Here is a 25,547-nt window from a genome sequence, read left to right on the forward strand (position 1 = left end):
TGTCGTGGGTCAGTCCCGGCGCGGGTAGCCGTGGCCGGGAGGGGGGTAGTCGCTGCCGGGGTCCGGGGAGGCGGCGAGGGTGACGGTCTCTTCGAAGTCGGTCAGCGGACCGCCGTCGACCAGGTCGCCGGTGCGGGTCGCGTAGGCGCCTTCGATGTCGTCCAGGAGCCGCCCGGATCGCTCGTAGTCGTCGACCCGGGATTCATGGCGTCCCATGGTCAGCAGATGAAGTCGTCTGCATCGAGGTAGTCCAGGTGATCGCTCGCCTTGTCGATCAGCACGGACTTGGCCGGGTCGCCGTCAGTGAGCTGGAAGGCGTCGCTGAGGTAGGCGTGCGCGGTGCTCATGGCCTCCCGGTCGTCTGACCAGAAGGGCGTCAGTCCGAGGAAGTGGACGGCAGAGTCGACCTTGTCGATGAACTCCTCCGCGGATACTTCTCCGAGGCTGGTCTGATCACCACCAGCGACAAGGGTGGCGATCAAGTCGCCGTGGCGGCTGATGATCGACTCAAATGCGGAGGATGTTGTAGTGGTCACGGATCATCACTTCTTCTCACGTTGGGTCTCGCGCCATATCGAGCGCAGAACGAGGGTGCAGATCGTCACGGCCACCGCCGTGAGTGCAACGGACACTGCAACGGCAGCCAGTCCGAGCATCACGAAGACCGCAACGGTGCCGAGCACGGCGAGCGCGATCACGGCCAGGCAGCCGCCCGCGAGGTAGGTCCCCCACGGGCGTGCAACGAGGGGCTGCAACGGTGCAACGCCCCCCGTTGCAGGGGGCGCCGGGGGCGTGCCGTACACGGGGCTGCCGTGCTCGTCCGTGCCCAGGTACTGCGACGGCTGCGGCGGGGTGCCGTAGCGTGACTGCCACGGCTGCAACGGGGGGCGTTGCATCTCAGCCCTCGCCGGTGTCGGCGGCGGGCGGGAAGGTCATCTCGAAGGTCACGGTGCAGTCGCCGTCTTCCTCGACTTCGGTGTCGACGGATTCGGGGTCGATCAGGGGCATGGGGCTCCTCGTGTCGGTGGTACGGGCGTGGGCTACTTCCACCAGCTGCCTTCGCGGGCGTGCTGCTCGCACCAGGCGCACGGCAGGCTCTTGCCGCCCTGGTGCATATAGAAGTGCTGCTCGCAGCCCTTGCAGTGGAAGTCTTCGGGCCTGGGCATGACGCTCCTCGCGGGTTGGATGGTCAGGCCCTGTTCCTGCTGCGCAGGACGCTGACGGCGACGGTGACCAGGACGGTCATGAACAGGCCGCCGCAGCCCTCGCTGTGCATCGCTGCGTGCGACTCGCACTGTGCGCAGGGCTTGTTGTCGAAGAAGCCGTGGATCTGGGCGTGGGCCTCGCAGGGCCCGCATCGTTCGGCCATTGCGGGTCTCCTTCCAGTTCAGACGGGGTGGTTGGGCTGCCAGGTGCCGTTCTTGGCGGCGGCTCGTTCGTCGAGGTATTCGTCAGCGGCGTCGTGCATGCTCTGCGCCCGCGGCGAACCGACCGCGTCCAGATCCTTCGCGGCGCCGTGCGCAGAGGTGATGTCGTCCTCGATGTCGGCGATCAGGTCGGACTGGCTGATGCTTCCGGGCTTCATGAAGTGACGTGCGGTCACGGGTGTCTCCCTGTCCTCGGGTCGGAGACCGCTGATGCGGCTCCCCGCGGCCCCGGCACGGTGTCCGGGACCACAGGGAGCTGTCAGCTCTGCTCGCCCTGCTCAGCGGCGATGACCCGGTCGTGCGACGCAAGGAACTCATCGCTGTCGGGGTCGGTGTCGCCGTTGTTGAAGGTCGCGTTGTGCTCGCGCTGCTCCTCGGAGCCGAGGAAGAAGTCACTGAACTTGCCCATGACGGGCTCCTTTCGCGGGTGTCGGAGACCGCTGATGCGGCTCCCCTCACCGCCGGGCGTGCGGGTTCCGGCGGATCGGGCAGCGCTCAGAGCCCCGCTTTGCGGGCGGCGCGCTCGGCGCGCCTCACCGCGCCGTCGGCGTCGTTCCTGGCTATGCGCGCCTTGCGCTTGTCCTTGGGCGCGGCGGCGTCCAGCCGGGCCTGTGCCGTTGCCCGTGCGCTGCGTGCTTCGTCCAGCTGCCGCTTCGCCGCGTACTTCTGGTAGTTGCTCTCCTCTTCGGCCTTCGCGTCGATGCGGTCGATCTCGCGCCGGAACTTCGGGTCGACGCAGGTCGTCTCGCTCAGTTCGTCATCGGCGGCGGCCTGCTTGGCTATGCGGGCACTGAGCCAGATTCGGCGTGCTGTCTGCCGGGGCATGGGGGTCCTCTCGGATTCGGGTGTGCGGGGTCTCGGAAATGGCGTTCAGCGGGCGATCCCGGGGTGTTCGGCGCAGGGTCGAAACCCGAAATCACTGCACGTCAGGTGCTTGATCACGGCGATATCGGGGGCGAAACCGGTTTCGGGGCCGGGTGAAACCTCAGGCCGCGCCCGAAACCGGTTCTTCGTCGTCATCGCCGAACTCCCGCGGGTCGGGCAGATCGGCGAAACGCACGCCCTTGGCCCCGCCGCAGCAGTCGCGGATGGTGATCTGCCGGGTAGGGATCTTGTGCGCCTTCAGGGCCGCGGACAGGGCCGTCGAGCGCACCGCCTGGACGTCGCGCACTTCCTCCGGGCTCATCTCGCCCATCGGCTTCTCGGTCTCCATCCACGCCCCGTACAGCTCCGGGAGGTACAGCGCGAGGGATTCGACCAGGCGGTGGGAGTGCACCGCTTCGGCGGCGTCCGGCCATACGGCGTGGACGTGGTCGGCGATGGTCGTGCGGTCGACCTTCTCGGCTTCCTGCCCGGCTGCTTCGCCGGTCAGCGTTCCGGCTGCGACCCGCAGCGCGCGGCCCCGCAGGCCGACGTCACGCACGTCCGACTGCGGGATGAAGTAGGCGCGCACGATCTTCGCGTTGGTCGCGGAGCGCGCGAGCCACCCGGTGCCGCTGTCTTTGGGGTCTTCGCCCTCGGCGGGCTCGAAGATCGAGGCGCGTACCCCGCGCTTGTACATCCCGGTGCCCAGCACCAGGTCATTGGCGGTGTGTCCGGTGATCGCCAGACAGAAGCGCACGATGGCGTTGTCGCTGACCTTCTTGGGGATCGACTTCGCGTCGGGCCGCTGCGTGGTGAGGACCAGGATGATCCCGTACGCCCGCGCCTTGCGGATCAGGCGGGCGAATACCGCCTCGGCTTCCTTGCCGTACACCGGGTGCTCGAAGAGCGTGTGTACTTCGTCGAAGATCGCGAGGATGGGGTGCAGCCGCAGGCGCGGGTACTTCGAGGCCAGCTTGCGGGTGACCTTCCGCCCCGTGGGCACGTCCTCCACCGGGAGATCCGCGACGATTTTCTTGCGCCGCTTCAGCTCCCTTTCCAGCAGGTAGCCGCCGTCCAGCGCGGCTTCGCAGTGTTCGTCGTCGTCCCCCTGGACGTAGCGGTGGCAGATGGGCTTCAGGCCCTCCATGTCGCCGCTGCCCTTGAGTTCGTACAGGTGCTCTTCGCAGGTCGGGTCTACCGCCCCGGCGCACGCGATGGTGCTGACCGCTGACGTCTTGCCGCTGCCCATCACCCCGCCGATCAGCACGTTCGTGCCGATTACGGCAAGGGCCACCTTGTCGCCCTTGGGTGTGAAGCCGAAGGGGAACTCGCCGTACATGTCCACCGTGCCCCCGGCCAGCAGCGGCCACGGGCGCAGAATCGTCCGCGGGTCCTTCTTGGCCACCCAGATGTTGGCCCGTGAGGGATGCTCGCTGCCGACCGAGGGCCATACGCACTGAAGCGGGCGGCGCAGCGCGCCGGCCAGCTCCTTGCGCTTGTCGAGCAGCAGCTCAGCAAGCACCCCGCCCGGCAGGTCCACCTGGGCGAGCCAGCCGGGACCGTCGATGGCGATGGGCGCGACGAACTTCGGTACGCCCTTGATGCCGATCTCTTCCAGAGCGCGGCTCAGATCCTCGGAGTCAAGCGGTCGTTGCAGGTGGATGGACAGGTACCGGGTGACGATCGGTTTGTCCCCGCGCCGCCCCTGCGTCCCGGCCAGCGCCAGGAGGCCGGTTACCGCGCCCGCGCACCACACAGGTACGACCAGGGCAGCGATCAGCAGGATGAGCGCGGCGGTGACGCCCACCGCCAGGGATGCGATGCGCCGCGGCCTGACCCTGCGCGAATGCTCCCGCGACAGGGCGAGCCAGGCTTCGATGTTGGCTGTCGCCGCCGCCCTGGCCTCTACGGGCCGTGCTTCGGTGTCCGCCACCCACTTGCCCCACCGGATGATGAGACGCCCCGTGCCCCGCGGAGAGCACAGCAGAAGCCGCACCAGGTAGACGGGCAGGCGCAGCAGGTGGAAGCCGCTGAAGTGGGCTGCGTAGGCAAGCGTCCAGTAGGCGTTCGAGGTGAACTCGCGCGCGCTGCGCAGCCAGGACGGCAGCACTGCGGGCGCATCTGCCAGGTAGGCCTGACGTTCCTCGATCCACGAACCGGTGTCGGCTGCGATTTCCGGGGTGTCGACGGGCTGCGGCGGCGCTTCATCCTGGAGTTCGTACAGGTCCGTGCGGTCGTCCGACGTGACCTTGTTGAACCGCACCTTCTGCTCGGTGCCGTTGATCACCGCCCCGCTCGCGCCGTCGGGGATGGTGCTCACGGCGCACCCCGCAGCTTCTCCACATCACGGGCGTCGAAGAGGTGCGCGCCGCCGTCGGGATCGGTTGCAACGGGAGTCAGCTTGTGGCGGCGCTTCCACGACCGGACGGTCTCGGGGCTGACGTTCAGCCGCTCCGCGACCTCACTGGTCGTCAGCATCTCGCCGCGCCCCTGCAACGGCACCGCCACGGGGGGCGTTGCGGCCGTTGCAGTCGCTGCCACGAGGGGCAGCAGCCGGACGTCCGCGGGCGCCGCGCCGACCCATGCGGCGGGCCGCACTGCAACGGGTGCAACGGCCGCGCAGATGGCTGCAACGGGGGTGCGTTGCACTGCAACGGGGTGCGTTGCAGCAGGCGTTGCAACCCGTCGCGCGATCGCTTCGTGCACCTGGCGCATGAGCGCGCCGAACGCGAGCAGCGCAGCCACCGGAGGCACCGCGGCGACGACGTAGTCCAGCGGCCGGGCGCCTGCGCCGACCCCGGCGACGTTCAGCGCGATGGAGCCGAGCGAGCCTGCGACGGCCAGGCCGATCGCCCACCAGTCGACGCGGTGCATCAGCGAGGCGCGCAGGATCAGCACTTCGCCGATCACGATGAACATGTCCACCGTCGCGGGCCACGCCCATGCCCGTGTGACCGAGCGCTCAAGGCCGTGTGCCGCCGCGACCTCTTGCAGATGTTCGTAGGAGAGCCAGAACGCCGTACCCGTGAGGGCGGCGGTGGCCACGGCCGCGATGACGGCCAGCAGGATCAGGACGCCAGCGGCGCCGGAATCGGAAACGGGAAACGTGTCAGAACTCTTGATCACCGCACGGGGTGCGGCGCTACCTTGTGTGCGGGCCATGGAGAATGCAGCTCCTGGTCAAGTGGTCCCGGCCGCGTGTTCGCAGCACTGGCCGGGGCCCGCCGGTTTCTTCTCTTCCGCCCTACGCCTGCCGCTCGTGGCGCGGCAAGGCGGGCGGGGTATGGCGATAGGTGGCGCTCAGGGGTGCGTCGTCACCCGGAAGACGAAGGTGCGCAGCGCCACGTCCCCGGTCTCCGGGTCCACGTACGCGTACCGGTCCGGGCGTCCCTTGATCAGGGACACCTTTGTCCGGTGCACGTCGGCGCGCATCGTCGCTTCGAGGTGATTCGGTTCGAATTCGAGCCGGGCCACGCGCCGGGGATCGAGCCCCAGCCGCTCGCAGATCCCGTGCACCAGATCACCGATCGGGTAGATCCCTTCGATCCCTGTCATGGGTCCTTCCTGTACGTCATCGGGAACTTCATGCATTCGCACCGGGCGCCAGCCCCAGCGTCTGGAGCAGCAGCAGCCGGTCATCCGGGAGCGGGGAAGCCAGCGCGACGGTGTGTGCCGCCTTCCGCTGCTCCTCGTTCCAGTCGGCGCGCGCGGTCGGCTCGCTGTAGTGGCGTTCGTTGCCGAACGTGATCACCGGCTGGTGGCTGCCGCGTGCGGCCTCGGCGTGCGCCCGGCGGCAGCCGTCGCAGACCTTGGTGCCCTCGCGCTTGTGCTTGTGCCAGCCGCCGGACGTGTTGCATCTGGCTTCTGCCGGGGGCGGCGGTCCGCCTTCCGGTCGACCGCCGTTCAGCCACCGCTTGTAGCAGGCGTTGCACCATCCGCGGGCCTTGTGTGTGGCCTTCTCCCCGCAGGCCGCGCAGGTGACGACGGGGCGGGTCATGCTTCTTTCCCCAGGAACACGGCCGCCGCTCCGAACACGACTGCGCCTGGCAGAGCGACATAGCCGTACACGGGATTGCCGGTCATCCACGAGACCGTGCCGAACGTGTCCCAGACGGCAACGCCGAACATGAAGAGTGTTACGGCGCACAGCAGGGCGCAGAGTGCGCTGAAGATCCGCACCATCATCTAAAGCCCCTCCTTTCTCTGTTGGTTTCGAAACGCACTGCGGATGGTCGCTTCGGCCTGGCGCTGCCCGCCGCGGCCGTTGGCGCTCGTGTACGCCGCCCCCAGCTGGTCGTTGGCGTCCTCGATGGCGATGCCGTCGGAGCACGCCGCACGGGCAGCCCAGAAAAGCGCTGAGTTGAGATCTCCGTCAGGGGCGTTCAGGACGGTGTCGACCAGTCCCCCGATCGATCCGCCGCGGCGCGGCTGCGCGAACAGCGGGCGCGCGGGGGCGGGCTTCTCGCGGCACAGCTCGACCAGCCAGGGCGGGCAGTCCCGCACGGGGAGGTCGTTCTCTGCGACGTAGGGCCCCTTCGTGGTGACCGAGCCGGCCGCGAGCACGTACCCCCCGCGCTCCCCGCCGTTGCCGCGTACATCGACCAGACCTTTGACGGGCGAGGCCTGCGACGCCTTCAGTCCCGGCGGCCACCGGAAGTACAGGTGCCAGCCCAGAGAGCCGGTGCTCACGGCGTAGGTGTCGGTGAGGCTGCTCCAGTCGCCGCCGTACTCCTGGCACATGTGGCGCAGGACGTCGGCGCCGTCGACCATCGGACCCAGGCGCTCGTGCAGCGATTCGTACGGGGTGCCCGCCAGCGCGTTCTCACCCTTGGCGATGTCGCAGTCCACGACCAGCAGCCCCGAAGGGCCGCAGGCGATGGCGGGGTTGGCGGCGGGCGAGTGCGTCCAGGCCGCGATGATGCGGTCGAGGTCGCGCGTCGCCCACTCGCCCCAGCGCAGTTTGTAGGGGCGCCCTGGCTGCACCAGGTGCGGCTGCTTGTCGATGACGTCGCCGGACTGCGGGCAGCGGGTGCCGCACGAATTGGTGGGAAACACATGCCAGCCGCGCTGCCAGGCGGCGACGGCGGCCGGTAGCAGGTTCATGGGACCCGCCCGGAGAAGTCTCCGACCGGCGCCGTATTCGCGGGCAGTCCGATGCGCTGGCGGATCATCCACACGCCCGTTGTGCCGATGTCCAGGTGCTCGGCTATCTGTCTGTCGCGCAGACCGTGACGGTGCAGTCGTCGTACCACCGCTTCGCGCTCGGCGGTCGTCAGCCGACCGGCCCGGTCCCCGGAAACCGCCCGCAGGACGGCGGCTTCATCGACTTCGGCGCGGCCCCACAGCGGGTCGCCGTGGAGGCAGAGCCGCCGGTAGTGCCGGAGGCAGTAACCCTTCGCGCCGTGCTTGCCCGTGCAGCCGGGCACCGTGCAACCGGTCCGGGGGTAACGGCCGCCGAGCGGATCACCATGCCGCCGCCAGCGACGGTAGTGGGGTTCACACCACGTCCGGGCGAGCTGGGGGCCGGTGCACCCGCGGATGGTGCAAACGTACTTCCGCATGCTGCCCTCCTCGTGCGCATGTGCTTCAGCAAACGGCCAGGGACGGGGTGAGCGCGCCTCCGTGGGGAAGCCCCGCCCCTGGCCGCATGCCGAAGGGCCCCGGAATCCGGGGCCCGGTCAGGCGCAGCCGGGAGCCGCCCGGATGTAGCGGGCTCCCGGCTGCGGGCATGAAAAAAGGACGCGGCCCCGGTGGGCGGCGTCCTGCGTGGTGGTGCGGCGGATCTACTGCATGAACTGCGGCGGGCAGTCCGGGAAGGTGCGCGCGATCATGAGTGCCTGCCCCTGCTCCATGCCCTGCGCGGGAACCTGCTTGCCGGACAGGAACGCGGCCAGCGCCGGGTCAACGGCAGACGGAGAGGCAGGGGGCATCGGGGCAGGGGCTGCCTGCGCTGAAGCGGCAGGGTTCCCCCACTGAGGGCTAGGCGGGGCAGCTCCCGCAGGGCCCGTTGCAGCCCCATTGGAAGGGGCACCCTGCGGCAAGGGGTGCTGCCCGGAGTTCTGCCACTGGGCAGGCGCACCACCGGGCTGGGGCGCCGCAGGAGTAGCAGCCGGGGCCGCCCCCCACTGCCCCGGCTGAGGGCCCGCGGGCGCCGCCTGGGGCTGCGCGGCGACGGTCTGCATGCCCGCCCACATGTCGTTGGCCGGGGGCGCCGCAGTGGCCGCCTGACCCCACTGCGTGGACGCGGGAGCCGGTGCCTGCTGCTGTGTCTGCGGCCGGGTGAACTGCTCGCGCGGATGCGTGGCGATGTACTGCCGCGCGACCTGTTCGTCCTGCGGGGTGTAGTCCATCAGCAGCCACGGGGCGTTGCCCTTGGTGTTGGCACCTTGTCCCAGCCGCCCCAGCACCATGCCGCCCTTCGCGCCCTCGCCCTTGAGCTGGCCGATCAGAACGGCGTTGAAGATCAGCGTGTTGGTGAGGACCGGCGGGTGGCCGGTTGCCGGGTCGACGACGTCCAGCACGTGGATCTCGGCCGCTACGGCTTCCTTCTCGCCGTAGCTCTGGGTCATGACCATCTTGGTGGCGCCAGGATAGATCAGCAACAGGTGCCCGTTCAGCTCGTTCGGGTTGAAGTTGTCGCCCGCCCCGGCGGCGCTGGGCTGCGCGAATGGGCTCTGCGGTGTGCTCACTTAGTCCTTCTTCCGTTCTTTGAGGTACCGGCGGATGCTCCGCGCGGTACGGCGTTGGTTGATGTCGAGCGGCCCCAGGCGGTGCGCCTTGGTCTGCTCCGGGTCGGTGGCCGCGTTGCGCTGCTGCGCGTCTTCGCGCTTGGCGATGCGGCGCGAGCGCATGGCGCCCCTGGCGTAGCGTCCGTGCCAGCTCACAGCGGCAGTTCCGTCCTGGTCGCCCCGCAGCCGGCGCACGTCCAGCGCAGCGGCCCCCCGGTCATTTCCGCCCAGCGGTGCAGACGGGGGAAGGCGCCGTGCAGGGCGGCGCGGATCAGCGTCATGCGGCGTCACACTCCTGGGTATTGGCATCGAGGTGCGCCCGGATCTCGCTCTGCTTGAAGCGGCGGTGGTTGCCGGGCGTCCGCGTCACCGCGAGGCGCCCCGCGTCAGCCCAGCGGATCACCGTCCTGCGGTCGACCCGGAAGATCCGCGCGACCTCGCCGGTCGTCAGGAGGGGTTCGATCTCCTCCATTGCTCATCACCTCCTTGCTCTGCGGCAGGACTTCGAACATGGGGCGGGTGTAGACGCGTTGACGGTCGAATCCCTGCGCCCGCAGGATGTGCACGCCCGGCATCTGCCACTTGCCGAACCGGCGCTCGATCTCGCACAGCTCCAGGTTTCCGGGGCTTGCCGGATCGGACTCCCACCAGTCGAGCGCGGGATCACTGACGGCCATTGCAGCCCCTTTCCATATGGGCGTCGCCGGGTGCGTAGAACGGGCAATAGCGGCAGTCGTCGGCCACTGCGAAGTAGCTCGCCACTTCGAGCGCGGGTATGGCGTTCTCTCCTGTCGAGAGCCCCTGCGTCGCCTCCGCGATCTTGTCCACCCGCGCCAGCGCATCGCGCGCCACGGCCGGGTCGTACGGCTCGATGACCGCATACATGTCGTCCAGCGAAGAGGACTCCATCGGCCACGACAGCAGGGCGACTTGATCGACCCGCTCGCCTTGCAGCCGGGCGCCGTAGCCGTACACGTGCAGCTGGACGCGCTGCTTCGGCGTCATGCCCTTTGTCCGCAACTGCTCCTGAGACCAGCGGCCTTGGATCTTGTGGTCGTCGATCATGAACAGGATGCGGTCGAGCAGATCGGTCGTGCCGCGTGGCACCAGCTCCGTGGGGAACTTCAGCGGCACCTCTACAGCGAAGCGTCCGGTCCCGCCGTCGGCCCACTGGAACATGCCCGCCAGGGCCTCGTGCACAGCCGTTCCCTTGAAGGCCGCCCAGCCGTCGCCGCCGGGGTTCACCGCAGGGATGCGCAGCAGCGACATGGCCAGCTGGCGATCGCACGGCGTACCGATCTCGGATGGTCCCAGGGTCGCCTGTGCGCCCCGGTTGTCTTCGGTCTTGCGGTTGACGTACTGGAAGAACAGCTCGCGCATCCTGGCCACAAGCTGCTTCGCCTCGACTGTCATCGGCGCCGCGGCCGGGGCCGGCTCGACCTTGCCGGGCTGCGCGAACGGCGAACCCGGCTGGGCGAACCGCGGCTCACTCGAAGGCGGCGCATCCACTCGGGTCGGCGGGGTCGCAGCCGTCGAAGGTGCCGCATCCGGTGTGCTCGTAGCGGCATCGGTTGCCGCGTTCAGGGCAGCCGCAGCTTCCGTCGGGCCTGAGGCAGTCGGGGTGGGCGCCGCAGCCCTCTTCTCGACCACCGCCGCCACCTTGGCCAGCTGGGCGTCCGTCGTCGTGTGCTCCTCCGGAGGAAGCTCCGTCCGCTCCCGGACACCCGCAGGAGCCGGGGCTGCACGCTCCGCAGGCGTGCTCTCCGGGGTGGGGGCAGGTGGCGGGAGGCTCGTTGTACTGGACGGCGCAGCCTCCCTTGCATCGGCAGCAGCCTCCGCAGGGGGCTCCTCCTGCACAGGTGCCGTAGCGGCAGTCGTCGGCGCAGGCTTCCCCGGACACCGTGCCTGCCGCTTCCCCTTCACCCACGGGTGCGGTCCGTGGTCCCCCGCGATATAGCACGGTTCGGGGTTCGCACTCCGCGCAGCGGGCCCCTTTGCAGCAGAGGACGTTTCCGGAGGCGCAGCGACTTCGTCCGGCGACTGCGGAGAGCCGGGCGGTGTAGTCGTCGACTCCGGGAAGGGCGGGGGCACCTCCCTGCTGGCTGTCGCCTCTGCGGCTGCCTTGGCCCATTTGCTGATCATCTCCTCGGATTCGTTCGGTGGTTCGTAGGGCTTGCCGGACATGGGGCACTGCTCGCGCTCCTCCGCGGGTACGGCCACCGACCGGACGTGATCGACGAAGAAGCCCGTCGTCAGGTCCAGTTGTGGTGAGCGCTCGCACTCGGGGCACGGCGCATAGTCGCGGCCCACCACGGGGCGCACGTCGTCCGGCGCCGTCTCGGGACCGCGCCGCAGCAGCCAGGTAGGGATGTCGCGGCGCGAGCGCGCGCACTCCTCGCCCTTGGTCCGGTCGTGCTTGCGGTAGCGGTTCTCCGACGTGGCCACGACGTTCTTGCGGCATCCGACGCAGTGGTACTTATCGGCGGCCACGGCTGCGCTCCTTCTGGCGCCAGGCCCAGATCAGGACGCACAGCCAGAAGCAGCCGCCCCCCGTGGTGGCGCCGATCTCGAACTGCGGAATCACGTTGCTTCGCCTCTCAGTCGGCGTGCGGGTGGGTTGATCAGGTAGGCGGCGGCCCGGTCGAAGAAGGCGAGTTCGTCGCGGGCGTGAGCGAGCAGCGAGTTACAGCGCCCGCAGACCAGGCCGCGCACGCACTTCCCGCAGGAGGTGGGCCCAGCGCAGCACGTGTGGTCGTGGTCGACGGCCAAGCGCTTGGAAATGCCCTTGCCGCGGGTGCAGATGGCACAGGCCCCGCCCTGTAAGCGGTAGAGCTTGTCGTAGTCACCGGGGGCGAGGCCGAAGCGCGTCTGCACCTGGTTCTCGGCCTTGGCGCCCCTACGCCGCTTCTTCTCCTCGCGGTGATGGGTCGCGCAGCGAGGTCCCGGGTTCGGGGCCGGTCTCCTGCTGTCGGGAGGGCAGTCCTTGCAGCGGGGCTTCTTCGACGGCATCGCTCAGCCCTTCGCGAGGACGATCGTCCAGCACACCAGGTTGATCAGCCACATCAGCGTCATGAGGCTCCACGCGGTCCTGTTGGTCATCGCGCTCTTTCCATTTCAGTTTCGGATCAAGAAAGCCGGGACGCGGCATGCCGCAGCACGTGCACCAGTCGCAATCAATGACCTTGCTGGGAACACCGATCGAGGAATTCCAGAGGTGGCCCGCGGGCAGGTCGTCCCGGCACATGGCAGATCAGGCCGCCATGGATTCCAGCGCGCAGCCGACCAGGTCGCGTGCCATGTTGGGCGGGACGGCGTTGCCGATCATCCGGACGCGGTGCCGCTTGCTCAGCGGCCTGTTGAACACGTCCGGGAACCAGTCATAGGTGTCCGGGAAGGCCTGGAAGCGCGCGTACTCGAACGGTTCGAGCATGCGGAATCCGCAGGCCTGGACGTACTCACGGCCCGCGGGCGAATACAGGTCATCCGGTATCGCTTCCAGCGATGGCACCGTGATGCCGTGATGGTTGCCTGATGCGTGCACCGTCGACAGCGGATCGCTCAGGCGCCGTGTCTTCGAGCTGCCACCCTTGAGTTCCGTCATGAACGGCGGGGCGACGCACAGTGCCGTCGTCTCGCGCGTCATGACGGTTCTGGAGGGCTGATCCGTCAGGTACGCCGTGTCGTTCCAGGTGCCGCCTGCCGGTACTAGCAGCCCCGCGGTATCCACGCCCGTGACCGTCATCGACGGCTCACTGACCGGACGGGCGATGCCGTTGCCGTAGTACGGGACCAGCAACCCCGTCTCGTTGCGCGTCGTCACGGTGCGGTGCGGCGCGTCCAGTGAGAGGGGCTTCTTGCCGTCGCGTCCCTCGCAGGGCACCAGTGCGGTGCCGTACGTACGCAATCCGTGGCGGATGCGCTCCATCGTCGCGTCTGCCAGCCCTTCCGGCTTGTCCGCTGTCCGGGGGCGGGTGCTGATTGCCGGTATGGGGAGTGACCAGTCGATCAGTTCGCGGGCCGGCCGGCTGAAGGGGACCACCACGCTGCCGCATGCCGGGCAGGTGTACCGGTACTGCTGGCGGTACTTGCCCGCTTCCTTGGGCAGCTTCGTCTTCTTGTCGATGTTCCAGGTCTGCCGCCCCTGGACGGTGCCGCAGTTCTCGCAGTGCGCCTGAGGGGAGAGCCAGCGTTGTGTGTCCGGGCAGCGCGTTCCCTTCAGGTGCAGCATGCAGAACCAGCGGTCGCGCGACTGGTTCGCGGCGTTTCCCAGAGCGCCTGCGTGCGCGGCGTTCAGCGACACCTCGTGCAGGCAGTACCCGGTGTCCTCCATCGCGATCTTCCAGGCGCGGAAGGCCCACCAGTTGCGCACCTCGATGACGTTCTCGACGATGATGAACCGGTAGCGGTGCACTTCGGCGAACCGCTGGACGTCCCACATGGTGGCGCGGCTGCGCTCTCCGGGGTCCTCGGAACTCTTCGGGCGCTTCTTGCCCTGGGCGATCGAGTGCTTGGTGCAGGACGGCGAAAACCAGGCGCAGTCGGTGCGGGGATAGCGCCACGGGTCGACTTGCGACATGTCGGCGCAGTCGTGGTCCGTGTTCTGGTGGTTGGCTTCGTGGATGTTGATCGCAGGGCGCCAGTGATTGATCGCTATGCGTACGACCTGGCCGGGGATCTCATGAATCCCGATGGAAGATCCGCCGCCCCCGCAGAAGCCGTCCAGCCAGGTGACGACGCCGAGTCTGGCGAACAGTTCGTACAGCGCCATCCGTTGTGCGAGGTTCACGCTTCCCCCCTTGGTCATGAAGAAGCCCCGCAGCCGGTGCGGCGGCGGGGCCCGGATCGGTGTGTTCAGGCGGCGCGCTGGCGCGGCGACTTGCCGCCCCACCCGCCGTGCCGCAGCTCGCGGGACGTGCCGCTTTCGAAGTTGCCGACGAACGCACCGCACTCGGCTGTGACCGGGCACGCGGCGCAGATCTTCTTGGCTGTTTCGTAGGTGTGTCCGGTCTCGGGGAAGAACACCTCGGGGCCGACCTGCGCGCACAGCGCGGAGTCCATCCACGCGATGTTGAGAGCCACGGCTCAGCTGCTGACCGGCTTGATGGTCTTCACGGGCGTGAGCACTTCGCACTCCGCGTACACCGCGGGGTAGCGCGCTTCGAGATGCTTCCTGTCGAAGCCCTTGCGGTAGGTGACCACCACGTCGAAGACGGGGGCGCCGTCCGGCCCCCTGGCCGCGCGCGAGGCGGGTCGCGGGTCCTCGGGGTCGTAGCCGGACGCGGCGAAGATCTGCGCCTTCAGGCTCTCCTCGTGCTTCTCCCACCGGCGCCGCGCGTCGCTGGCCGCACGCAGCTCCGCGACCAGCTTCACGATGTCCTCACCCACTTCGACGGGCGCCGGCTGGTCCTGCTCGCTCATCCCTGCTCCTTCGTCCTGCGCAGCCACGCGGCTGCGCTGTCGCTGACGGCGCGGGCGCGCCGCGATGCCCGCGCCGGGCGCTCCACTTCCTGCGGGTCTGGTACGTCGTCGGCGTCCCGCTTGCGGGCGCGCCGCGTCTTGGTGAGCTGCACGCGGCGGGTCACGGGGCGCCACGCTCGGCAGCGATGGCGGGGAGCACGGTGGTCCTGAACCAGGCGGACGCCTCGAAGCCGCCGCGCCCCAGCTCGGTCAGCTCGGAATACCCGGTGTGGATCTCGCCCGTGAACTCGTTCTTCCACTCCCACTTCACGTCGCGTTCGTCCAGCCACCGACCGAGCCGCGAGACGTATTCGGCATGCAGATCACCGCAGCCGAAGCCGCGTTCGTCGCTGTATCCGTACGCGGTGTCGAAGGAGACTTCGAGCCAGCACGCCCGCTGCCATGAGTGCTCGCCGTTACAGGGGCCCTCGGTCGCGTCGTACCAGGAGACGCCGGGCAGGTTGCAGATGTCTGGGTCGTGCTCCGCCGCCTGCTCCGGGGTGCGCAGCGGCACGTTCGGCCGGTAGTGGAGCATCAGCCAGGCGGGCAGTCCCTGGCCGGGGTTGTTGCTGATCGTCCACGGGTTCGCGGGTTCGATCAGGCGCTGGCCGTTCAGGTACGTGGCGTCCTGCGTGTCGTCGAAAGCGTGCCGACTGGTCGCATCGAGCAGCGTGCGGCAGAAGCGGAATACTTCGTGCGGGTCGACCTGGTCCAGGGCGTAGACGCGGGTGTCGAGTGTCACCGCACACCGCCCCTGCTGCGCTTGCGGCGCGGGACCAGGTGCTCGGGGTGCTCGATGACCAGGGCCTGGAACGCGCGCTCGACGGGGTCGGCTTCGTCCAGCAGCGCCACCATGCGGCGGGCGCGGCGGGTCCGGAGAGGATGGATCAGGGATCGGGGAATGGACATGACGCCCCCTTCAGGGCGGTGATGCGGGATACAGAAACGGCGCCCGTCTCGGGGCGCCTGCGGGTCCCCGAAGGGGACGTGACCTGCACGTGGGCACAGGGGCGGGGCGGCTGGTGGATAGCCGTCCACTCCCCGCCCCTGCGTGCTCCCGGCTGGAGTCGAACCAGCAACTGTCACCGACACCGTTCATCGGCTGCCTCTGCCATGGCGCGCGCACTCTTGGGCTACGGGAGCTACCTATTCAGTTGTGCCGCCGCAGGGACCGCAATGCGGCGGGTGGTGCTGCAACTCCCCAGTGCCCTGGGGTCGGTCCGGGCACGGACCGGCGGTGTTGGTGCCCCCTCCCGGATTCGAACCGGGGTCTCTGCGCGCGGGGCATGGGGAGTTGGCGCGCGCAGGCTCTTCCTGACTGAGCTACGGGGGCTCGCGGACACCCCGGAGACCGAGAGAAGGAATCTCCGGGGTGCCGCACCCGCGCCGTTGGCGCAGCACGGGGTTCCTGCTCCCCTCACCGGCGCTATCACGCCGGGCGGCCGGGAGCAGGAGGCGGGCGGGTCAGCGCAGCGGACGCGAGCGCATCGCGTCGCCGCTGACCGTCCTGTCGTTCAGGATTTCGTCGATCCGCTCGACGACGTCACCGGCAGCTTCGACGGGCTGCGGGTCGCCGTCGACTTCGGCGATGACGTCATCGCGAACGGTGGCCGCGACCAGAGTGACGGTTTCGGCGTGACCGGCCTCGGCTTCGGCCAGGGTGCTGTAGCGATCGGTGTACTGCTCGGTCCGCTCGCTGCCGAAGACCATGGTCTCGAAGAGCAGAGGCGGGCCGTCGCCGAACTGGTGGTTCAGACCCAGCCACACGGTGGAGACCAGGAGGTCGACCGCCGGATCGCTGAGTGAGGTCACATGCGTCCGGCCCACGCGCTTGTACTCGAAGTCTCCGAGCAACCTGCTCGCGGTGTCTGCGTCGATGGCGCGACCTTCTTTGTCGAACCAGATGTGCATGACGCGCCTCCTTCAGCGCTGCGGGTCAGTACGTCAGCGTGCCGTCGCGCAGACCGGCAAGGATCTCGTCCTTGTCCTTCTGCGGCATCGGCGTCCACTCGGTCCGCATCTCGTTCAGCTTCAGGCCGAAGTACTCCTTGACCAGCTTGAGCGGGGTGGCAGTCGTGTTGTCGGGCATGGCGTTGCCTTCCTGTGAATGGATGGGTGTTGATCAGGTCTTGGGCGCCCCGGCCTGACTTGTACGGGCGGCATCCCCTGGCTGCGCCAACAGCCCGGGATGGCGGGGCTCGCACCCTCCCGCCCCGGTTGGAGCCGCGGGACGCGAGGGTGGTCTTCAGGGGGTCTCGTGTCCGGTGAGCGCGATGTCCGAGACCCACACGGCACTTCGCTTGCCGCTGTCCCACTGCACATCGAGCCGCTCCACGGGCGTCAGTCCGCCAGCGGGCAAGACCTCCTTCACCGTCCCGGCCTCTTCTGCGTAGGTGACGCGGTCGCCCGCCTGATAGATGTCGCGGTTGAGGGCATTCACCGCGAGAGCAAGCGTCCAGGGCTGGCCGTCGCAGTGATTCACCTCTGCGTTCTCCCCGTTGATGAAGCGAAGCGTCACGGCGCCGTTCTCTTCGACCGTGTTCAGACCCGGACGCTCGCCTGCCTCTTCCAGCGCGTTCAGCGCGTCGCACAGGTTGCGCCACAGCCGGACGCGGTTCTCGTACCACTGCTCGTGCCACTGCTGCTTGCCGCTCACGACTCGCGCGCCTCCTTCATCGCTGCCTCAAGGTCGGCGACCGGCACCGTCTTCCGGCCGTTGATCGCCTTGCGCAGGGCGTTGATCTGCCGCTCGAAGCCCTCGCGGTCGCGGTCTGCCGAGTCGCGCCACCCCTGTACGTCGCGCTTGGCGGCATCGAGATTCCACTTCAGCAGCCGGATCTCTTCGACCAGCTCGTCATGTGTGTGCCGGGCGTACTGCGCCTTGCGGCTCTCATCGAGGCGCCTGTCGTTCTCAGCCCGCTCCTTGGCCTGCCGGTGCAGTGCATCGAGCGTCGGGCGCGCCTCGGTCACCGTCCCCGTGTCGTCCTTGTAGCCCTTGCCGGGTCCCGGCGCTCCGTCCACGAATCCGGCCCACCCGGTGTCGAGCCACTTGCCCAGCGCGCCGTGCAGCTCCTCGACCTCAGCGCGGTTCATCAGGAAGCTGCGGCCCGCACCGGTGGTGGGGTGGAAGGCATTGATCAGGACGTCATCCGTGATCGGCTTCTTGTACCGCGACGTGAAGACGATTCCTTCGCGGCCCGCTGTAGCCATGTGCTCATTCAGCGTGTGGATCTTTCCGAACAGGTCCATGACGCCCCCTTCCAGGGCCGGGAGTTGAGAGGAGACAGACGCCCCCGCCAGGGCGTGGGATGGCGGCGGGGGCGTCTGCGGGGAGCCCGCTCCGGGCGCGGGGGGATGCTGCCCGGAGCGGGGGTATGGGGGTCAGCCCTCACCGGCGGGCGAGGGCTTCGGCTTCGGCGTCTTCGAGGATCAGGCCGACCGGTTCGCCGCAGTGCGTCTGGCACGGGATCAGCGTGAGATGTTCCTCTTCGTCCCTGTAGACCGTGCGTTCCCAGTGGACCGCTACGGGCAGGTCATCCGGCAGTTCGAGCATGGTGTGCCCCCCTCAGGGCTGCGGGTGGGATGGAGTCGGTGCCCCGGTCTGCCTTTGCGGCTACGTCCGTGGTGACCGTGGCCGGGGCGGGGTGGGTGGGTCAGACTTCATGGGGCGGCGTGCAGCCGAACTGGCGTATGTGCCATTTGGTGTACGCGGCCTCCGCTTCACGCAGCATGGTCGCCTCATCCACAGGCGCGGATGCATCCTCAGGAGCGAGCGGGGCAGGCTCATCGACTTGCGCATTGGGCCCGTGAAGACCCGGAAGAGCCACCTTCCAGGGGCGTGAAGCGCAGTCGTCGCAGAGGTTGCCGCCTCCGGTCGACCGCTCGTTGTGGCAATCGCCGAACTCGCACTGCCCCTCACCTTTATGGACTCCGCAGACGCAGGCGCCCGCGTCGTAACAAGGGCCGGGGTAGGCGAAGGCCTGCGCGACCTTGCCTGAGCTCAGCCAGACCGTGATCCGCTTCGGCTTCTCCGGGGCGCTCACGACGCCCGCCCCGTCCTGATGGTCACCGCGACCGCCACCAAGACCATCGCGGCGGCGAGCAGCAGGTACAGCAGCCAGTGGTTCCAGACCCAGACGACGAAGGGGAGGATCATGACGGCTCCTTGGGTTTCCGGCTCGCACGCCATGCCTTGTAGTAGGCGCGCTTGCAGGTGGCGCAGATGCGGTAGACGACCTTGCGGCCGTTCCTGAATCGATGGCCGAACTGCGTGTTCTCCGGCGTCAGCTCATGGCCCTTGTCGCAGTGATCACGCTCACCGAACCGGGCGACCCACGACGTCGGCGTTCGCCGCAGGTTCTCCCTGGCTGTTACTGGTTCGAGGTGCCACGGAAAGACGCAGCGCCTGTTACGGCAAAGGTGATCGAGCTGAAGTCCCTCGGGGATGGGCCCGATGAACGCCTCGTATGTCACGCGATGGGCCATCGTCGTGCGGTCTGTGGCGGCGTCCCGAATGTCTGCGTAGCCGTCCTCCCGGATGCGCCCCGTGTAAATCCAGCAGCCACCCCAGCCAGGCACCACCTTGCTCAAGATCCGTTCAGCCGGAGGGCGAGAAGGCCGACCGCCACGCACGGGCACGAAGTCACCACACGCTTTCAGGACCTTGATATGGCGGTCGTAACAGCGGCGGCAACGCCCGCGAGCACGGGGGCTCGTGGCTTGCGCTCCACATGTCACGCACCGCCCGTGATCAGTCACGACAGATCGCTCTCGAACCGCGCCAGGTTCAGGCCCTCGAAGAGGGCGGGCGAGACCATCGCGTACTGGTCGGTCGCGTCCCACAGGTCGGTGTCGACGCGGTATCCGGCGTCCGCGCAGTAGTTGGCGACGGCCGACGCCTCGTACGCCTTGTCCAGGCTGACGGTCTCGATGTTCGTTCCCGTCACCGGGTGGTCGATGAAGACGTTGAACATGATGTCCTCCCCTGCTTGCCTCTTGTAGCTACAACGATACGGGCGCTTGTAGCTACAAAGAAGGGGCGTGCACCATGATTTCGTAGCTACAACTGAAGTGGGAGACCTTGTTCCGCGTAGCTACAAACGGATACCGTGGGCGCCATGGCTGACGACACGGCAGATGAGCTTGAGCCCCGCCAGTTCCGCGCGCTCAGGAGCGAGTGGGAGCCGTTCGGCGACGCAGCGAAGGTGGTTCACCCGACAGGCCGCAGCCCGCGCGCCAAGGTGCTGCGCGAGTTCATCAACTGGTACATGCGGCGCCCCGGAGCCAAGCTTCCCGAACGCCCCCCGGCCGGCCCGTGGTCAGAGACGCGATGAAGGAGCAGAGGGCAGCAGCTATGGAGATCAGCTACAGGACCGAGAATCGTCATCACCCCGAAGGCAAGCTCTGCCACCACTACGCCGAATACCGGCTCAGTTGTGATGAATTCGATTCCCTGCACGCCAGGGCTGCTGGGTGCTGCGAGATATGCCGGACTCCCCAAAACGAAACCGGTGGCAAGCGGCTGGTCATCGATCATTACCAGGACCGCAACGAGAGCTTCGTTCGCGGTCTGCTCTGCGACAAGTGCAACGCGGTGATGGCTTGCTTCGACGGCCGGAAACGGTGGGGCGCCAACCGCAGCTGGGAGGCCGCCGCCCGGCGGTATGCGGCCAACAGCTGGCAAGCCCGCAACAGCGGGCTTCAGACCACGGCGCTCGTTCGACCTCTCCACCGCACCTGACCGCTACCGCATCACCGCTGGTCAAGACTTGATCAGTCGACACAATTAAGTCGATAACTTCGAGAAGTTCGTCATCGGCGCCGACGGCGAGGTGGCTGCCCGGTTCGGCCCGAAGACCGAGCCGGATGCTCCCGAGGTCATCGCCGCGATCGAGGCGAACCTGCCGAAGTAACCCGGCCGCACGGCGAAGGCGCGGCGCACCGGCGACTGCCGGGGCGCCGCGCCTTCGCCGTCCCCCGTGCGGGGTGGGCCGGTGTGCGGGATGGGCCTGCTATCCGTACGTCTTCTTCCAGCGCACCCGGTGCCGGTGGTCGCCCTGGCCCGCGTCGCTGATGCCGAGGAGCGACGGCAGGGCGGCCCCGCTGTTCCACAGGCCCACGTGGTCGCGGTGCACGGTGGCGATGCCGTTGCCCGCCGCGAACGTCAGGGCGGGGCCGCTGAAGCGCGCGGTCGTCACGCAGATCGCCACATCGGCCCCGAAGTGCACGCGCGAGCCCAGGAGATCGCGCAGGTCGCGGCTGGCCACGGCGCGGTGCGGTGCGTACCGCTTGCACTGGATGATCATGCTCCGGCCGTCCGGGAGCCGTCCGGCGACATCGACGCCGTTGTCCCCGGCCCCGCCCACGCGGCGTACGTCGGTGCACCCGTCCCTGCGGCAGAGCCCGGCGACCAGCTCCTCGAACTGCGTGCCGGTCATCGCGTCCGCGTCGGCGAGCGTCCGCCGGCCCGCCCGCACCTCCTCCTTCTCCCGCCACGCGCGGTCGCGGTCGCGCACCATCCGGTCCGTGCGCCACAGCCACCACAGCACGGCCCCCAGCACGCCAAGGACCAACGCTCCCGTCGCGTAGGGCCGCAGATCCGTCCAGATCATCAGCAGTTGCAGGATCAGCACGGCGGCGCACACCGCCACGGGCTTCCACGGTGTCCTGTGCCGCTTTCGCGCCGCCGCGCGCCATCCCCGTCGAGCGGTCATCACAGCCCCCTCCGCCGTCCCTGCCAGCAGTGTGGGCAGGGACGGCGGGTTCGGGAAGGGCGCACGCGTCCACGGTCCGACGCCACCCGGTACATCCAGCCGGACCAAGCCGACCTGCGGGCTCCGGGGCGCGCTCATACGGTGACTGAATGGTCATCAGGTACCTCTCGCGCTCCTCATCCGCCCGCACCGCGGCACTCGCGGTCGCCGCCCTGGTCCTCCTGCCCACACCCGTGGCGGCCGCCGCGGCCGAGCCCTCACCGCCCAAGCCGGGCCCGGCGTACTCCTCGGACCTCCTGGACCGGCCCGGAGTCCAGGCCCGCCCCGGCACGGGCGCCCCGGCCGTGCCGGACGACGTCTCCGCGCTCTCCTGGCTGGTGGCCGACGCCCGTTCGGGCGAAGTCCTCGCCGCCCACAACGCGCACCGTCAACTGCCGCCCGCCTCCACCCTGAAGTCGCTCTTCGCCCTCACCGCGCTGCCCCACCTGGACGCCGTCGCCCGGCACAAGGTCACCCAGAGCGAACTCGACGGCGTCGGCGACGGCAGCAGTCTGGTGGGCGTCGAGCCGGGGCGCAGCTACAGCGTCGCCGACCTGTGGCGCGGCGTGTTCCTCAGCTCGGGCAACGACGCCGTGCACGTGCTCGCCAAGCTCAACGGCGGCTGGCAGCAGACCGTCCGTCAGATGCGGGCCAAGGCCCGCGCGCTGGGCGCCCGCGACACCCATGTGGTCTCTCCGGACGGTTACGACGCGGCGGGGCAGGTCTCGTCGGCGTACGACCTGGCGGTCTTCGGCCGGGCGGGGCTCGCGGACCCGGAGTTCTCGCGCTACTGCTCGACGGCGGTCGCCAAGTTCCCCAACGGCAACTGGTCTTATCCCATCCAGAACACCAACCGGCTCCTGACCGGCGCCGACGGCGTGGCCCGCTATCCCGGACTGCTCGGCATCAAGAACGGCTATACAAGCCACGCGGGCAACACCCTGGTCAGCGCGGCGCAGCGCGACGGCCGCACGCTCGTCGTGTCGGTGATGAACCCTCAGGCCGGCGGCGGCTATCGCGTGTACGAGGAGGCCAGGGCGCTCCTCGACTGGGGGTTCAAGGCGGCGCCGCACGTCAGGCCGGTGGGTTCGCTGATCCCCGAGAGCGAGAAGCGGGACGCGGCGCGGGCCGCCGCACCCGACGCCGAGCTCGCCGCCCATTCGGTCGGCGACGACGGTTCGGACTGGACGTCGATCCTCCTGGTCACCGCCGGCTGTGCGGCGCTGCTGGCCGGTGCGGTGGTGGTGATCCGGCGGCGCAGGGCCCGCGTCTAGCGCTTGCCGGGGCGCCAGTAGCCGAGCGCGTGCACGCGGTGGCGGGGGATCGAGAGGTCCTTGCGGACGTACGAGGCCAGGGCCCGCGTCGTCGCCGTGTCGCAGGTGATCCATACGTACACGTCGGCGGGGTCCTCGACCAGGGCGGGCAGCGCGGCCCTGACCTCGTCGACCAGATGACCGCCCGCGTCGCGCCGCTCCACCCGGTGCAGGTCGTGCAGGGCCGGGTCCAGGCGCAGGTCCAGGTCGTGGTCCGAGGCGTGCTGCGTCTCGAGCCAGAGGGTGGCCGGCACGCCGGGCATGGCGGTCAGGAGCGAGTTGACCGCGGGGACCGCCGCCGTGTCGCCGATGACCACGAGCCGCGCGGGCAGCGGATCGGGCACGTCGAAGCCGGTGCCCTGCAAGGTGGCCTCGATCCTGTCCCCCGGAGCGGCCTTGCGGGCCCAGTCGCTAGCGGGGCCGTCGTGCAGCGCGAACTCCAGGCTGAAGGTCCCCGCGGCGGGGTCGGGGTCCACCAGCGTGTACGCGCGCTGGTGGTGCCGGCCGTCCGCCTGGTCGATCCACAGGCGCACCCACATCGTGGGATGCACCCCGGTCAGGGCGAGCATGCCGCCGTCCGTGAGGTGCAGGCGCCGGTAGTGCTCGGTGACGTCCTGCGCCCCGGTCACGGTGAACTCGAAGTCCTTGCCGCGGAACAGCTTGAGGACCACGCCCTCCCAGCCATGCCCCATTCGATGCCCCTCCCCTGCCGGGCGGGCGGATGGCCGGGCAGCCTTGACCCTGTCGACCGCCTCGACCGCCGGAGCCCGCCCGTCGCGATTAAGTTAGGGCAGCCTAACCTAATATTGATCGGACGGGGGGTTGTCGCACTCCGTACCTCCCAGGAGGCGGTCCAGATCCCGGTCCAGGCCCAGCCCGTCGGCCTCGCGCCCCGCTTTCACGAGGGCGTACGTGCGCGCCAGGAACCTGCGCAGCACCGCCCTGTCGAACTGCACCAGGGCGACACCCTGCGGAGCGTGGAACTCCAGGACCGTGCGCGCCCGCCCGCACGGCCAGACCTGCACGTCGCCGCCGCCCGCGGGGACGCGGATCCCCTCTTCGAGGAGTCGGCGGGCGAAGATCCAGGTGACTTCCGCGCCGTCGAGGGAGGCCTCCGGCGGGAAGGCGATCTGGACGGCCAGGGGGTCGGCCGACGCGTAACGCAGGACCACGGGCAGCGCGCGCTCGCGCCCCTCGGGAGTGATCAGGCGGGCGCGGGCGGGGTGGTCAAGTCTGTCGGCCACGATCGGACTCCTCTTCCCGCACAGCTGCCGCTGCCCGCTCGGCTTTCTTCCGTATCTGTTGGAGTCCGCGGCAGGGGATTCATTACGCGACACGCGGGACAAATTTTGTGACCTGCGTCACCTGCGCCTCGGCTGCCGGGTACCCGCCGCCACAGACGCCCCCGGTTTCGGGAAGGCGCGGGACCGGGGAAAGGAGAACGCATGCTGCTAGCCCGCCTCGCACACGTGTCCGCCACCGTGGCCACCACGCCCGCCCGCTCCCAGAAGATCACCCTGCTCGCCGATCTCTTCCGCTCGGCCGCCGCCGCCGACGCGCCCATCGTCATCCCCTACCTGGCGGGCCGCCTGCCCCAGGGGCGGCTCGGGATCGGGTGGAGCCTCCTGAAGGAGCCGCCCCCGCCCGCCGCCGAGCCCACCCTCACCGTCCAGGCCACGGACGCCGCCCTCACCGCGATCGGCGCCGTCTCCGGCCAGGGATCGCAGGGCGAGCGCAAACGCCTGGTGCGGGAACTGATGGGCGCGGCCACCGCCGAGGAGCAGCGGTTCCTCGTCGGGCTGCTGACCGGCGAGGTCCGCCAGGGCGCGCTCGACGCCATCGCCGTGGAGGGCCTGGCCCGGGCCACCAAGGCTGAGCCCCCCGCCGTGCGGCGCGCGGTGATGCTGGCCGGGGCGGTGACCCCGGTCGCCGAGGCCCTTCTCGCGCGGGGCCCCGGCGCCCTGGAGGAGTTCCTGCTCAGCGTCGGCCGGCCGGTGCTCCCGATGCTCGCGCAGGGAGCGGGTTCCGTCGCCGAGGGCATCGGCAAGCTGGCCGGGCCGTGCGCCGTCGAGGAGAAGCTGGACGGCATCCGGGTGCAGGTGCACCGCGACGGGGACGACGTCCGCGTCTACACCCGCACCCTGGACGACATCACCGACCGCCTGCCCGAACTCACCTCCGCCGCCCTGGACCTGAAGGGCGAGGCGTTCATTCTCGACGGCGAGGTCATCGCCCTGGACGACGAGGGCAGACCCCGGCCCTTCCAGGAGATCGCCGGACGCGTCGGCTCCCGCGTGGACGTCACCACCGCGGCCGCCGCGCTCCCCGTCTCCCCCGTCTTCTTCGACGTCCTGTACGCCGCCGGGCAGGATCTGCTCGACCTGCCGCTGGCCGAGCGGCACGGCCACCTGGCGCGGCTTGTCCCCGAGCCGATGCGGGTGCGGCGCACCGTCGTCGCCGACCCCGCCGACGAGGGGGAGCTGGGCGCCGCCGACGCGTTCTTCGCCGACACGCTGCGCCGCGGCCACGAGGGGGTCGTGCTCAAGGCCCTGGACGCGCCGTACAGCGCGGGGCGGCGCGGGGCCGGCTGGCTGAAGGTCAAGCCCGTGCACACCCTCGACCTGGTGGTCCTGGCCGCCGAGTGGGGGCACGGGCGGCGCACCGGCAAGCTCTCCAACCTCCACCTGGGCGCCCGGCGCGACGACGGCACGTTCGCCATGCTCGGCAAGACGTTCAAGGGCATGACCGACGTGATGCTCGCCTGGCAGACCGAGCGGCTGCGTGAGCTCGCGGTCGACGACGACGGCTTCGTCGTGACCGTACGCCCGGAGCTCGTCGTCGAGATCGCCTACGACGGGCTGCAGAAGTCCACCCGCTACCCGGCCGGGGTCACGCTCCGTTTCGCCCGGGTCGTCCGCTATCGCGAGGACAAGTCGCCCGCCGAAGCCGATTCCGTCGAGACGGTGCTGGCGGACCGTCAGCCTTAGTCCGGCACGCGATCCCTCT

General features: G+C 69.5%; 42 protein-coding genes, 2 tRNA genes and 1 pseudogene. 5 read left to right on the top strand and 40 right to left on the bottom strand.

Going from position 1 to position 25,547, the window contains the following annotated elements; genetic code table 11:
- Positions 1–9: 9 nt before the first annotated feature.
- From ABZ906_RS11700 to ABZ906_RS11880, 37 genes are all read right to left on the bottom strand, one after another.
- Entirely contained in the window at positions 10–216 is a 207-nt protein-coding gene (locus tag ABZ906_RS11700) for a hypothetical protein (protein WP_361380647.1), read from the bottom strand.
- 2 nt (positions 217–218) lie between these two features.
- Positions 219–536, bottom strand: a complete 318-nt coding sequence (locus tag ABZ906_RS11705) for a hypothetical protein (RefSeq protein ID WP_361380650.1) — start codon at positions 534–536, stop codon at positions 219–221.
- A 6-nt stretch (positions 537–542) separates the two neighbouring features.
- On the bottom strand, positions 543–755 hold the full coding sequence (locus ABZ906_RS11710) for a hypothetical protein (protein WP_361380652.1): 213 nt from the start codon (positions 753–755) through the stop codon (positions 543–545).
- 285 nt (positions 756–1,040) lie between these two features.
- Positions 1,041–1,166: a hypothetical protein gene (locus ABZ906_RS11715; RefSeq protein ID WP_361380655.1), complete on the bottom strand. Its 126-nt coding sequence runs from the start codon at positions 1,164–1,166 to the stop codon at positions 1,041–1,043.
- 23 nt (positions 1,167–1,189) lie between these two features.
- Positions 1,190–1,369, bottom strand: coding sequence for a hypothetical protein (locus tag ABZ906_RS11720; protein WP_361380658.1), 180 nt, complete (start codon positions 1,367–1,369; stop codon positions 1,190–1,192).
- 18 nt (positions 1,370–1,387) lie between these two features.
- Positions 1,388–1,603 carry a hypothetical protein gene (locus tag ABZ906_RS11725; RefSeq protein ID WP_361380661.1) on the bottom strand — a complete coding sequence of 72 codons (216 nt, stop codon included), beginning with the start codon at positions 1,601–1,603 and terminating at the stop codon, positions 1,388–1,390.
- A gap of 83 nt (positions 1,604–1,686) precedes the next feature.
- The gene (locus ABZ906_RS11730) at positions 1,687–1,836 is read right to left on the bottom strand and encodes a hypothetical protein (RefSeq protein WP_361380664.1); all 150 of its coding nucleotides are present in this window, start codon (positions 1,834–1,836) and stop codon (positions 1,687–1,689) included.
- Between the two features lie 86 nt (positions 1,837–1,922).
- Positions 1,923–2,252, bottom strand: coding sequence for a hypothetical protein (locus ABZ906_RS11735; protein WP_361380667.1), 330 nt, complete (start codon positions 2,250–2,252; stop codon positions 1,923–1,925).
- A gap of 160 nt (positions 2,253–2,412) precedes the next feature.
- Positions 2,413–4,611 carry a cell division protein FtsK gene (locus ABZ906_RS11740; protein ID WP_361380669.1) on the bottom strand — a complete coding sequence of 733 codons (2,199 nt, stop codon included), beginning with the start codon at positions 4,609–4,611 and terminating at the stop codon, positions 2,413–2,415.
- Positions 4,608–5,453, bottom strand: a complete 846-nt coding sequence (locus ABZ906_RS11745) for a DUF2637 domain-containing protein (RefSeq protein ID WP_361380672.1) — start codon at positions 5,451–5,453, stop codon at positions 4,608–4,610. Before ABZ906_RS11745 ends, ABZ906_RS11740 begins: the two co-directional genes overlap by 4 nt.
- 138 nt (positions 5,454–5,591) lie before the next feature.
- Positions 5,592–5,846 (bottom strand): hypothetical protein, encoded by a 255-nt coding sequence (locus ABZ906_RS11750; protein WP_361380675.1) that lies wholly within the window; start codon positions 5,844–5,846, stop codon positions 5,592–5,594.
- A gap of 28 nt (positions 5,847–5,874) precedes the next feature.
- Complete coding sequence (locus ABZ906_RS11755) at positions 5,875–6,288, bottom strand: hypothetical protein (RefSeq protein ID WP_361380678.1); 414 nt, start codon at positions 6,286–6,288, stop codon at positions 5,875–5,877.
- Entirely contained in the window at positions 6,285–6,476 is a 192-nt protein-coding gene (locus tag ABZ906_RS11760; RefSeq protein ID WP_361380681.1) for a hypothetical protein, read from the bottom strand. Before ABZ906_RS11760 ends, ABZ906_RS11755 begins: the two co-directional genes overlap by 4 nt.
- Positions 6,477–7,394 carry a bifunctional DNA primase/polymerase gene (locus ABZ906_RS11765; protein ID WP_361380684.1) on the bottom strand — a complete coding sequence of 306 codons (918 nt, stop codon included), beginning with the start codon at positions 7,392–7,394 and terminating at the stop codon, positions 6,477–6,479.
- Positions 7,391–7,852 carry a hypothetical protein gene (locus ABZ906_RS11770; RefSeq protein ID WP_361380687.1) on the bottom strand — a complete coding sequence of 154 codons (462 nt, stop codon included), beginning with the start codon at positions 7,850–7,852 and terminating at the stop codon, positions 7,391–7,393. Before ABZ906_RS11770 ends, ABZ906_RS11765 begins: the two co-directional genes overlap by 4 nt.
- A 222-nt stretch (positions 7,853–8,074) precedes the next feature.
- Positions 8,075–8,980 (bottom strand): hypothetical protein, encoded by a 906-nt coding sequence (locus ABZ906_RS11775; protein ID WP_361380690.1) that lies wholly within the window; start codon positions 8,978–8,980, stop codon positions 8,075–8,077.
- On the bottom strand, positions 8,981–9,175 hold the full coding sequence (locus ABZ906_RS11780) for a hypothetical protein (RefSeq protein ID WP_361380693.1): 195 nt from the start codon (positions 9,173–9,175) through the stop codon (positions 8,981–8,983). It lies immediately after the preceding gene.
- Positions 9,172–9,300: a hypothetical protein gene (locus tag ABZ906_RS11785; RefSeq protein WP_361380696.1), complete on the bottom strand. Its 129-nt coding sequence runs from the start codon at positions 9,298–9,300 to the stop codon at positions 9,172–9,174. Before ABZ906_RS11785 ends, ABZ906_RS11780 begins: the two co-directional genes overlap by 4 nt.
- The gene (locus ABZ906_RS11790) at positions 9,297–9,491 is read right to left on the bottom strand and encodes a BldC family transcriptional regulator (protein ID WP_361380699.1); all 195 of its coding nucleotides are present in this window, start codon (positions 9,489–9,491) and stop codon (positions 9,297–9,299) included. Before ABZ906_RS11790 ends, ABZ906_RS11785 begins: the two co-directional genes overlap by 4 nt.
- Positions 9,492–9,682: 191 nt before the next feature.
- A complete protein-coding gene (locus ABZ906_RS11795) occupies positions 9,683–11,509 on the bottom strand; it encodes a hypothetical protein (protein WP_361380702.1) in 1,827 nt (608 codons plus the stop codon).
- Positions 11,510–11,599: 90 nt separating this feature from the next.
- Positions 11,600–12,028, bottom strand: coding sequence for an endonuclease domain-containing protein (locus tag ABZ906_RS11800; protein ID WP_361380705.1), 429 nt, complete (start codon positions 12,026–12,028; stop codon positions 11,600–11,602).
- Positions 12,029–12,269: 241 nt separating this feature from the next.
- Positions 12,270–13,805 (bottom strand): DNA cytosine methyltransferase, encoded by a 1,536-nt coding sequence (locus ABZ906_RS11805; protein ID WP_361380708.1) that lies wholly within the window; start codon positions 13,803–13,805, stop codon positions 12,270–12,272.
- A gap of 65 nt (positions 13,806–13,870) precedes the next feature.
- Complete coding sequence (locus tag ABZ906_RS11810; RefSeq protein WP_361380711.1) at positions 13,871–14,098, bottom strand: WhiB family transcriptional regulator; 228 nt, start codon at positions 14,096–14,098, stop codon at positions 13,871–13,873.
- A gap of 3 nt (positions 14,099–14,101) precedes the next feature.
- Positions 14,102–14,437, bottom strand: a complete 336-nt coding sequence (locus ABZ906_RS11815) for a hypothetical protein (protein ID WP_361380713.1) — start codon at positions 14,435–14,437, stop codon at positions 14,102–14,104.
- Positions 14,434–14,601, bottom strand: coding sequence for a hypothetical protein (locus ABZ906_RS11820; protein WP_361380716.1), 168 nt, complete (start codon positions 14,599–14,601; stop codon positions 14,434–14,436). Before ABZ906_RS11820 ends, ABZ906_RS11815 begins: the two co-directional genes overlap by 4 nt.
- Positions 14,598–15,218 (bottom strand): hypothetical protein, encoded by a 621-nt coding sequence (locus tag ABZ906_RS11825; RefSeq protein ID WP_361380718.1) that lies wholly within the window; start codon positions 15,216–15,218, stop codon positions 14,598–14,600. Before ABZ906_RS11825 ends, ABZ906_RS11820 begins: the two co-directional genes overlap by 4 nt.
- The gene (locus ABZ906_RS11830; RefSeq protein ID WP_361380721.1) at positions 15,215–15,385 is read right to left on the bottom strand and encodes a hypothetical protein; all 171 of its coding nucleotides are present in this window, start codon (positions 15,383–15,385) and stop codon (positions 15,215–15,217) included. The genes ABZ906_RS11825 and ABZ906_RS11830 overlap by 4 nt, the downstream gene beginning before the upstream one ends.
- A gap of 143 nt (positions 15,386–15,528) precedes the next feature.
- A tRNA-Phe gene (locus ABZ906_RS11835) sits at positions 15,529–15,619 on the bottom strand.
- A 98-nt stretch (positions 15,620–15,717) separates the two neighbouring features.
- Positions 15,718–15,809 (bottom strand) — tRNA-OTHER (locus tag ABZ906_RS11840).
- A 131-nt stretch (positions 15,810–15,940) separates the two neighbouring features.
- Entirely contained in the window at positions 15,941–16,387 is a 447-nt protein-coding gene (locus ABZ906_RS11845) for a hypothetical protein (RefSeq protein ID WP_361380724.1), read from the bottom strand.
- A 25-nt stretch (positions 16,388–16,412) separates the two neighbouring features.
- Positions 16,413–16,565 carry a hypothetical protein gene (locus tag ABZ906_RS11850; RefSeq protein WP_361380727.1) on the bottom strand — a complete coding sequence of 51 codons (153 nt, stop codon included), beginning with the start codon at positions 16,563–16,565 and terminating at the stop codon, positions 16,413–16,415.
- A 156-nt stretch (positions 16,566–16,721) separates the two neighbouring features.
- Positions 16,722–17,132 (bottom strand): hypothetical protein, encoded by a 411-nt coding sequence (locus ABZ906_RS11855; RefSeq protein ID WP_361380730.1) that lies wholly within the window; start codon positions 17,130–17,132, stop codon positions 16,722–16,724.
- The gene (locus ABZ906_RS11860) at positions 17,129–17,725 is read right to left on the bottom strand and encodes a hypothetical protein (RefSeq protein ID WP_361380733.1); all 597 of its coding nucleotides are present in this window, start codon (positions 17,723–17,725) and stop codon (positions 17,129–17,131) included. The genes ABZ906_RS11855 and ABZ906_RS11860 overlap by 4 nt, the downstream gene beginning before the upstream one ends.
- A 139-nt stretch (positions 17,726–17,864) precedes the next feature.
- Positions 17,865–18,029 carry a hypothetical protein gene (locus ABZ906_RS11865; protein WP_361380736.1) on the bottom strand — a complete coding sequence of 55 codons (165 nt, stop codon included), beginning with the start codon at positions 18,027–18,029 and terminating at the stop codon, positions 17,865–17,867.
- Between the two features lie 100 nt (positions 18,030–18,129).
- Positions 18,130–18,519, bottom strand: a complete 390-nt coding sequence (locus ABZ906_RS11870; RefSeq protein WP_361380739.1) for a hypothetical protein — start codon at positions 18,517–18,519, stop codon at positions 18,130–18,132.
- 109 nt (positions 18,520–18,628) lie between these two features.
- Entirely contained in the window at positions 18,629–19,057 is a 429-nt protein-coding gene (locus tag ABZ906_RS11875) for an HNH endonuclease signature motif containing protein (RefSeq protein WP_361381419.1), read from the bottom strand.
- Positions 19,058–19,230: 173 nt separating this feature from the next.
- Positions 19,231–19,449, bottom strand: coding sequence for a hypothetical protein (locus ABZ906_RS11880; RefSeq protein ID WP_361380741.1), 219 nt, complete (start codon positions 19,447–19,449; stop codon positions 19,231–19,233).
- Between the two features lie 144 nt (positions 19,450–19,593).
- Here ABZ906_RS11880 and ABZ906_RS11885 point away from each other — a divergent pair, with 144 nt between their 5' ends.
- The 3 genes and pseudogenes from ABZ906_RS11885 to ABZ906_RS11895 form a co-directional block, all read left to right on the top strand.
- Entirely contained in the window at positions 19,594–19,809 is a 216-nt protein-coding gene (locus ABZ906_RS11885) for a hypothetical protein (protein WP_361380744.1), read from the top strand.
- A gap of 20 nt (positions 19,810–19,829) precedes the next feature.
- A complete protein-coding gene (locus ABZ906_RS11890) occupies positions 19,830–20,216 on the top strand; it encodes an endonuclease domain-containing protein (RefSeq protein WP_361380747.1) in 387 nt (128 codons plus the stop codon).
- Positions 20,217–20,271: 55 nt separating this feature from the next.
- Positions 20,272–20,388, top strand: a pseudogene (locus tag ABZ906_RS11895) (glutathione peroxidase); the annotation flags it as partial.
- A gap of 99 nt (positions 20,389–20,487) precedes the next feature.
- On the opposite strand, the gene ABZ906_RS11900 reads toward ABZ906_RS11895, so the two are convergent.
- Positions 20,488–21,189, bottom strand: a complete 702-nt coding sequence (locus ABZ906_RS11900) for a restriction endonuclease (RefSeq protein WP_361380750.1) — start codon at positions 21,187–21,189, stop codon at positions 20,488–20,490.
- Between the two features lie 149 nt (positions 21,190–21,338).
- On the opposite strand from ABZ906_RS11900, the gene ABZ906_RS11905 reads away from it, so the two are divergent.
- The gene (locus tag ABZ906_RS11905) at positions 21,339–22,502 is read left to right on the top strand and encodes a serine hydrolase (protein ID WP_361183089.1); all 1,164 of its coding nucleotides are present in this window, start codon (positions 21,339–21,341) and stop codon (positions 22,500–22,502) included.
- Here the strand turns inward: ABZ906_RS11905 and ABZ906_RS11910 are convergent.
- The gene (locus tag ABZ906_RS11910) at positions 22,499–23,233 is read right to left on the bottom strand and encodes a siderophore-interacting protein (RefSeq protein ID WP_361380753.1); all 735 of its coding nucleotides are present in this window, start codon (positions 23,231–23,233) and stop codon (positions 22,499–22,501) included. The two genes, ABZ906_RS11905 and ABZ906_RS11910, sit on opposite strands and share 4 nt — an antisense overlap.
- 108 nt (positions 23,234–23,341) lie before the next feature.
- Positions 23,342–23,785, bottom strand: a complete 444-nt coding sequence (locus tag ABZ906_RS11915; RefSeq protein WP_361380756.1) for an SsgA family sporulation/cell division regulator — start codon at positions 23,783–23,785, stop codon at positions 23,342–23,344.
- A 201-nt stretch (positions 23,786–23,986) separates the two neighbouring features.
- Between ABZ906_RS11915 and ABZ906_RS11920 the strand changes: the two genes are divergently transcribed.
- Positions 23,987–25,528 carry an ATP-dependent DNA ligase gene (locus ABZ906_RS11920; RefSeq protein ID WP_361380759.1) on the top strand — a complete coding sequence of 514 codons (1,542 nt, stop codon included), beginning with the start codon at positions 23,987–23,989 and terminating at the stop codon, positions 25,526–25,528.
- Positions 25,529–25,547: the final 19 nt, after the last annotated feature.

It is taken from the genome of Streptomyces sp. NPDC046925, assembly GCF_040644915.1.
Classification (GTDB): Bacteria; Actinomycetota; Actinomycetes; order Streptomycetales; family Streptomycetaceae; genus Streptomyces.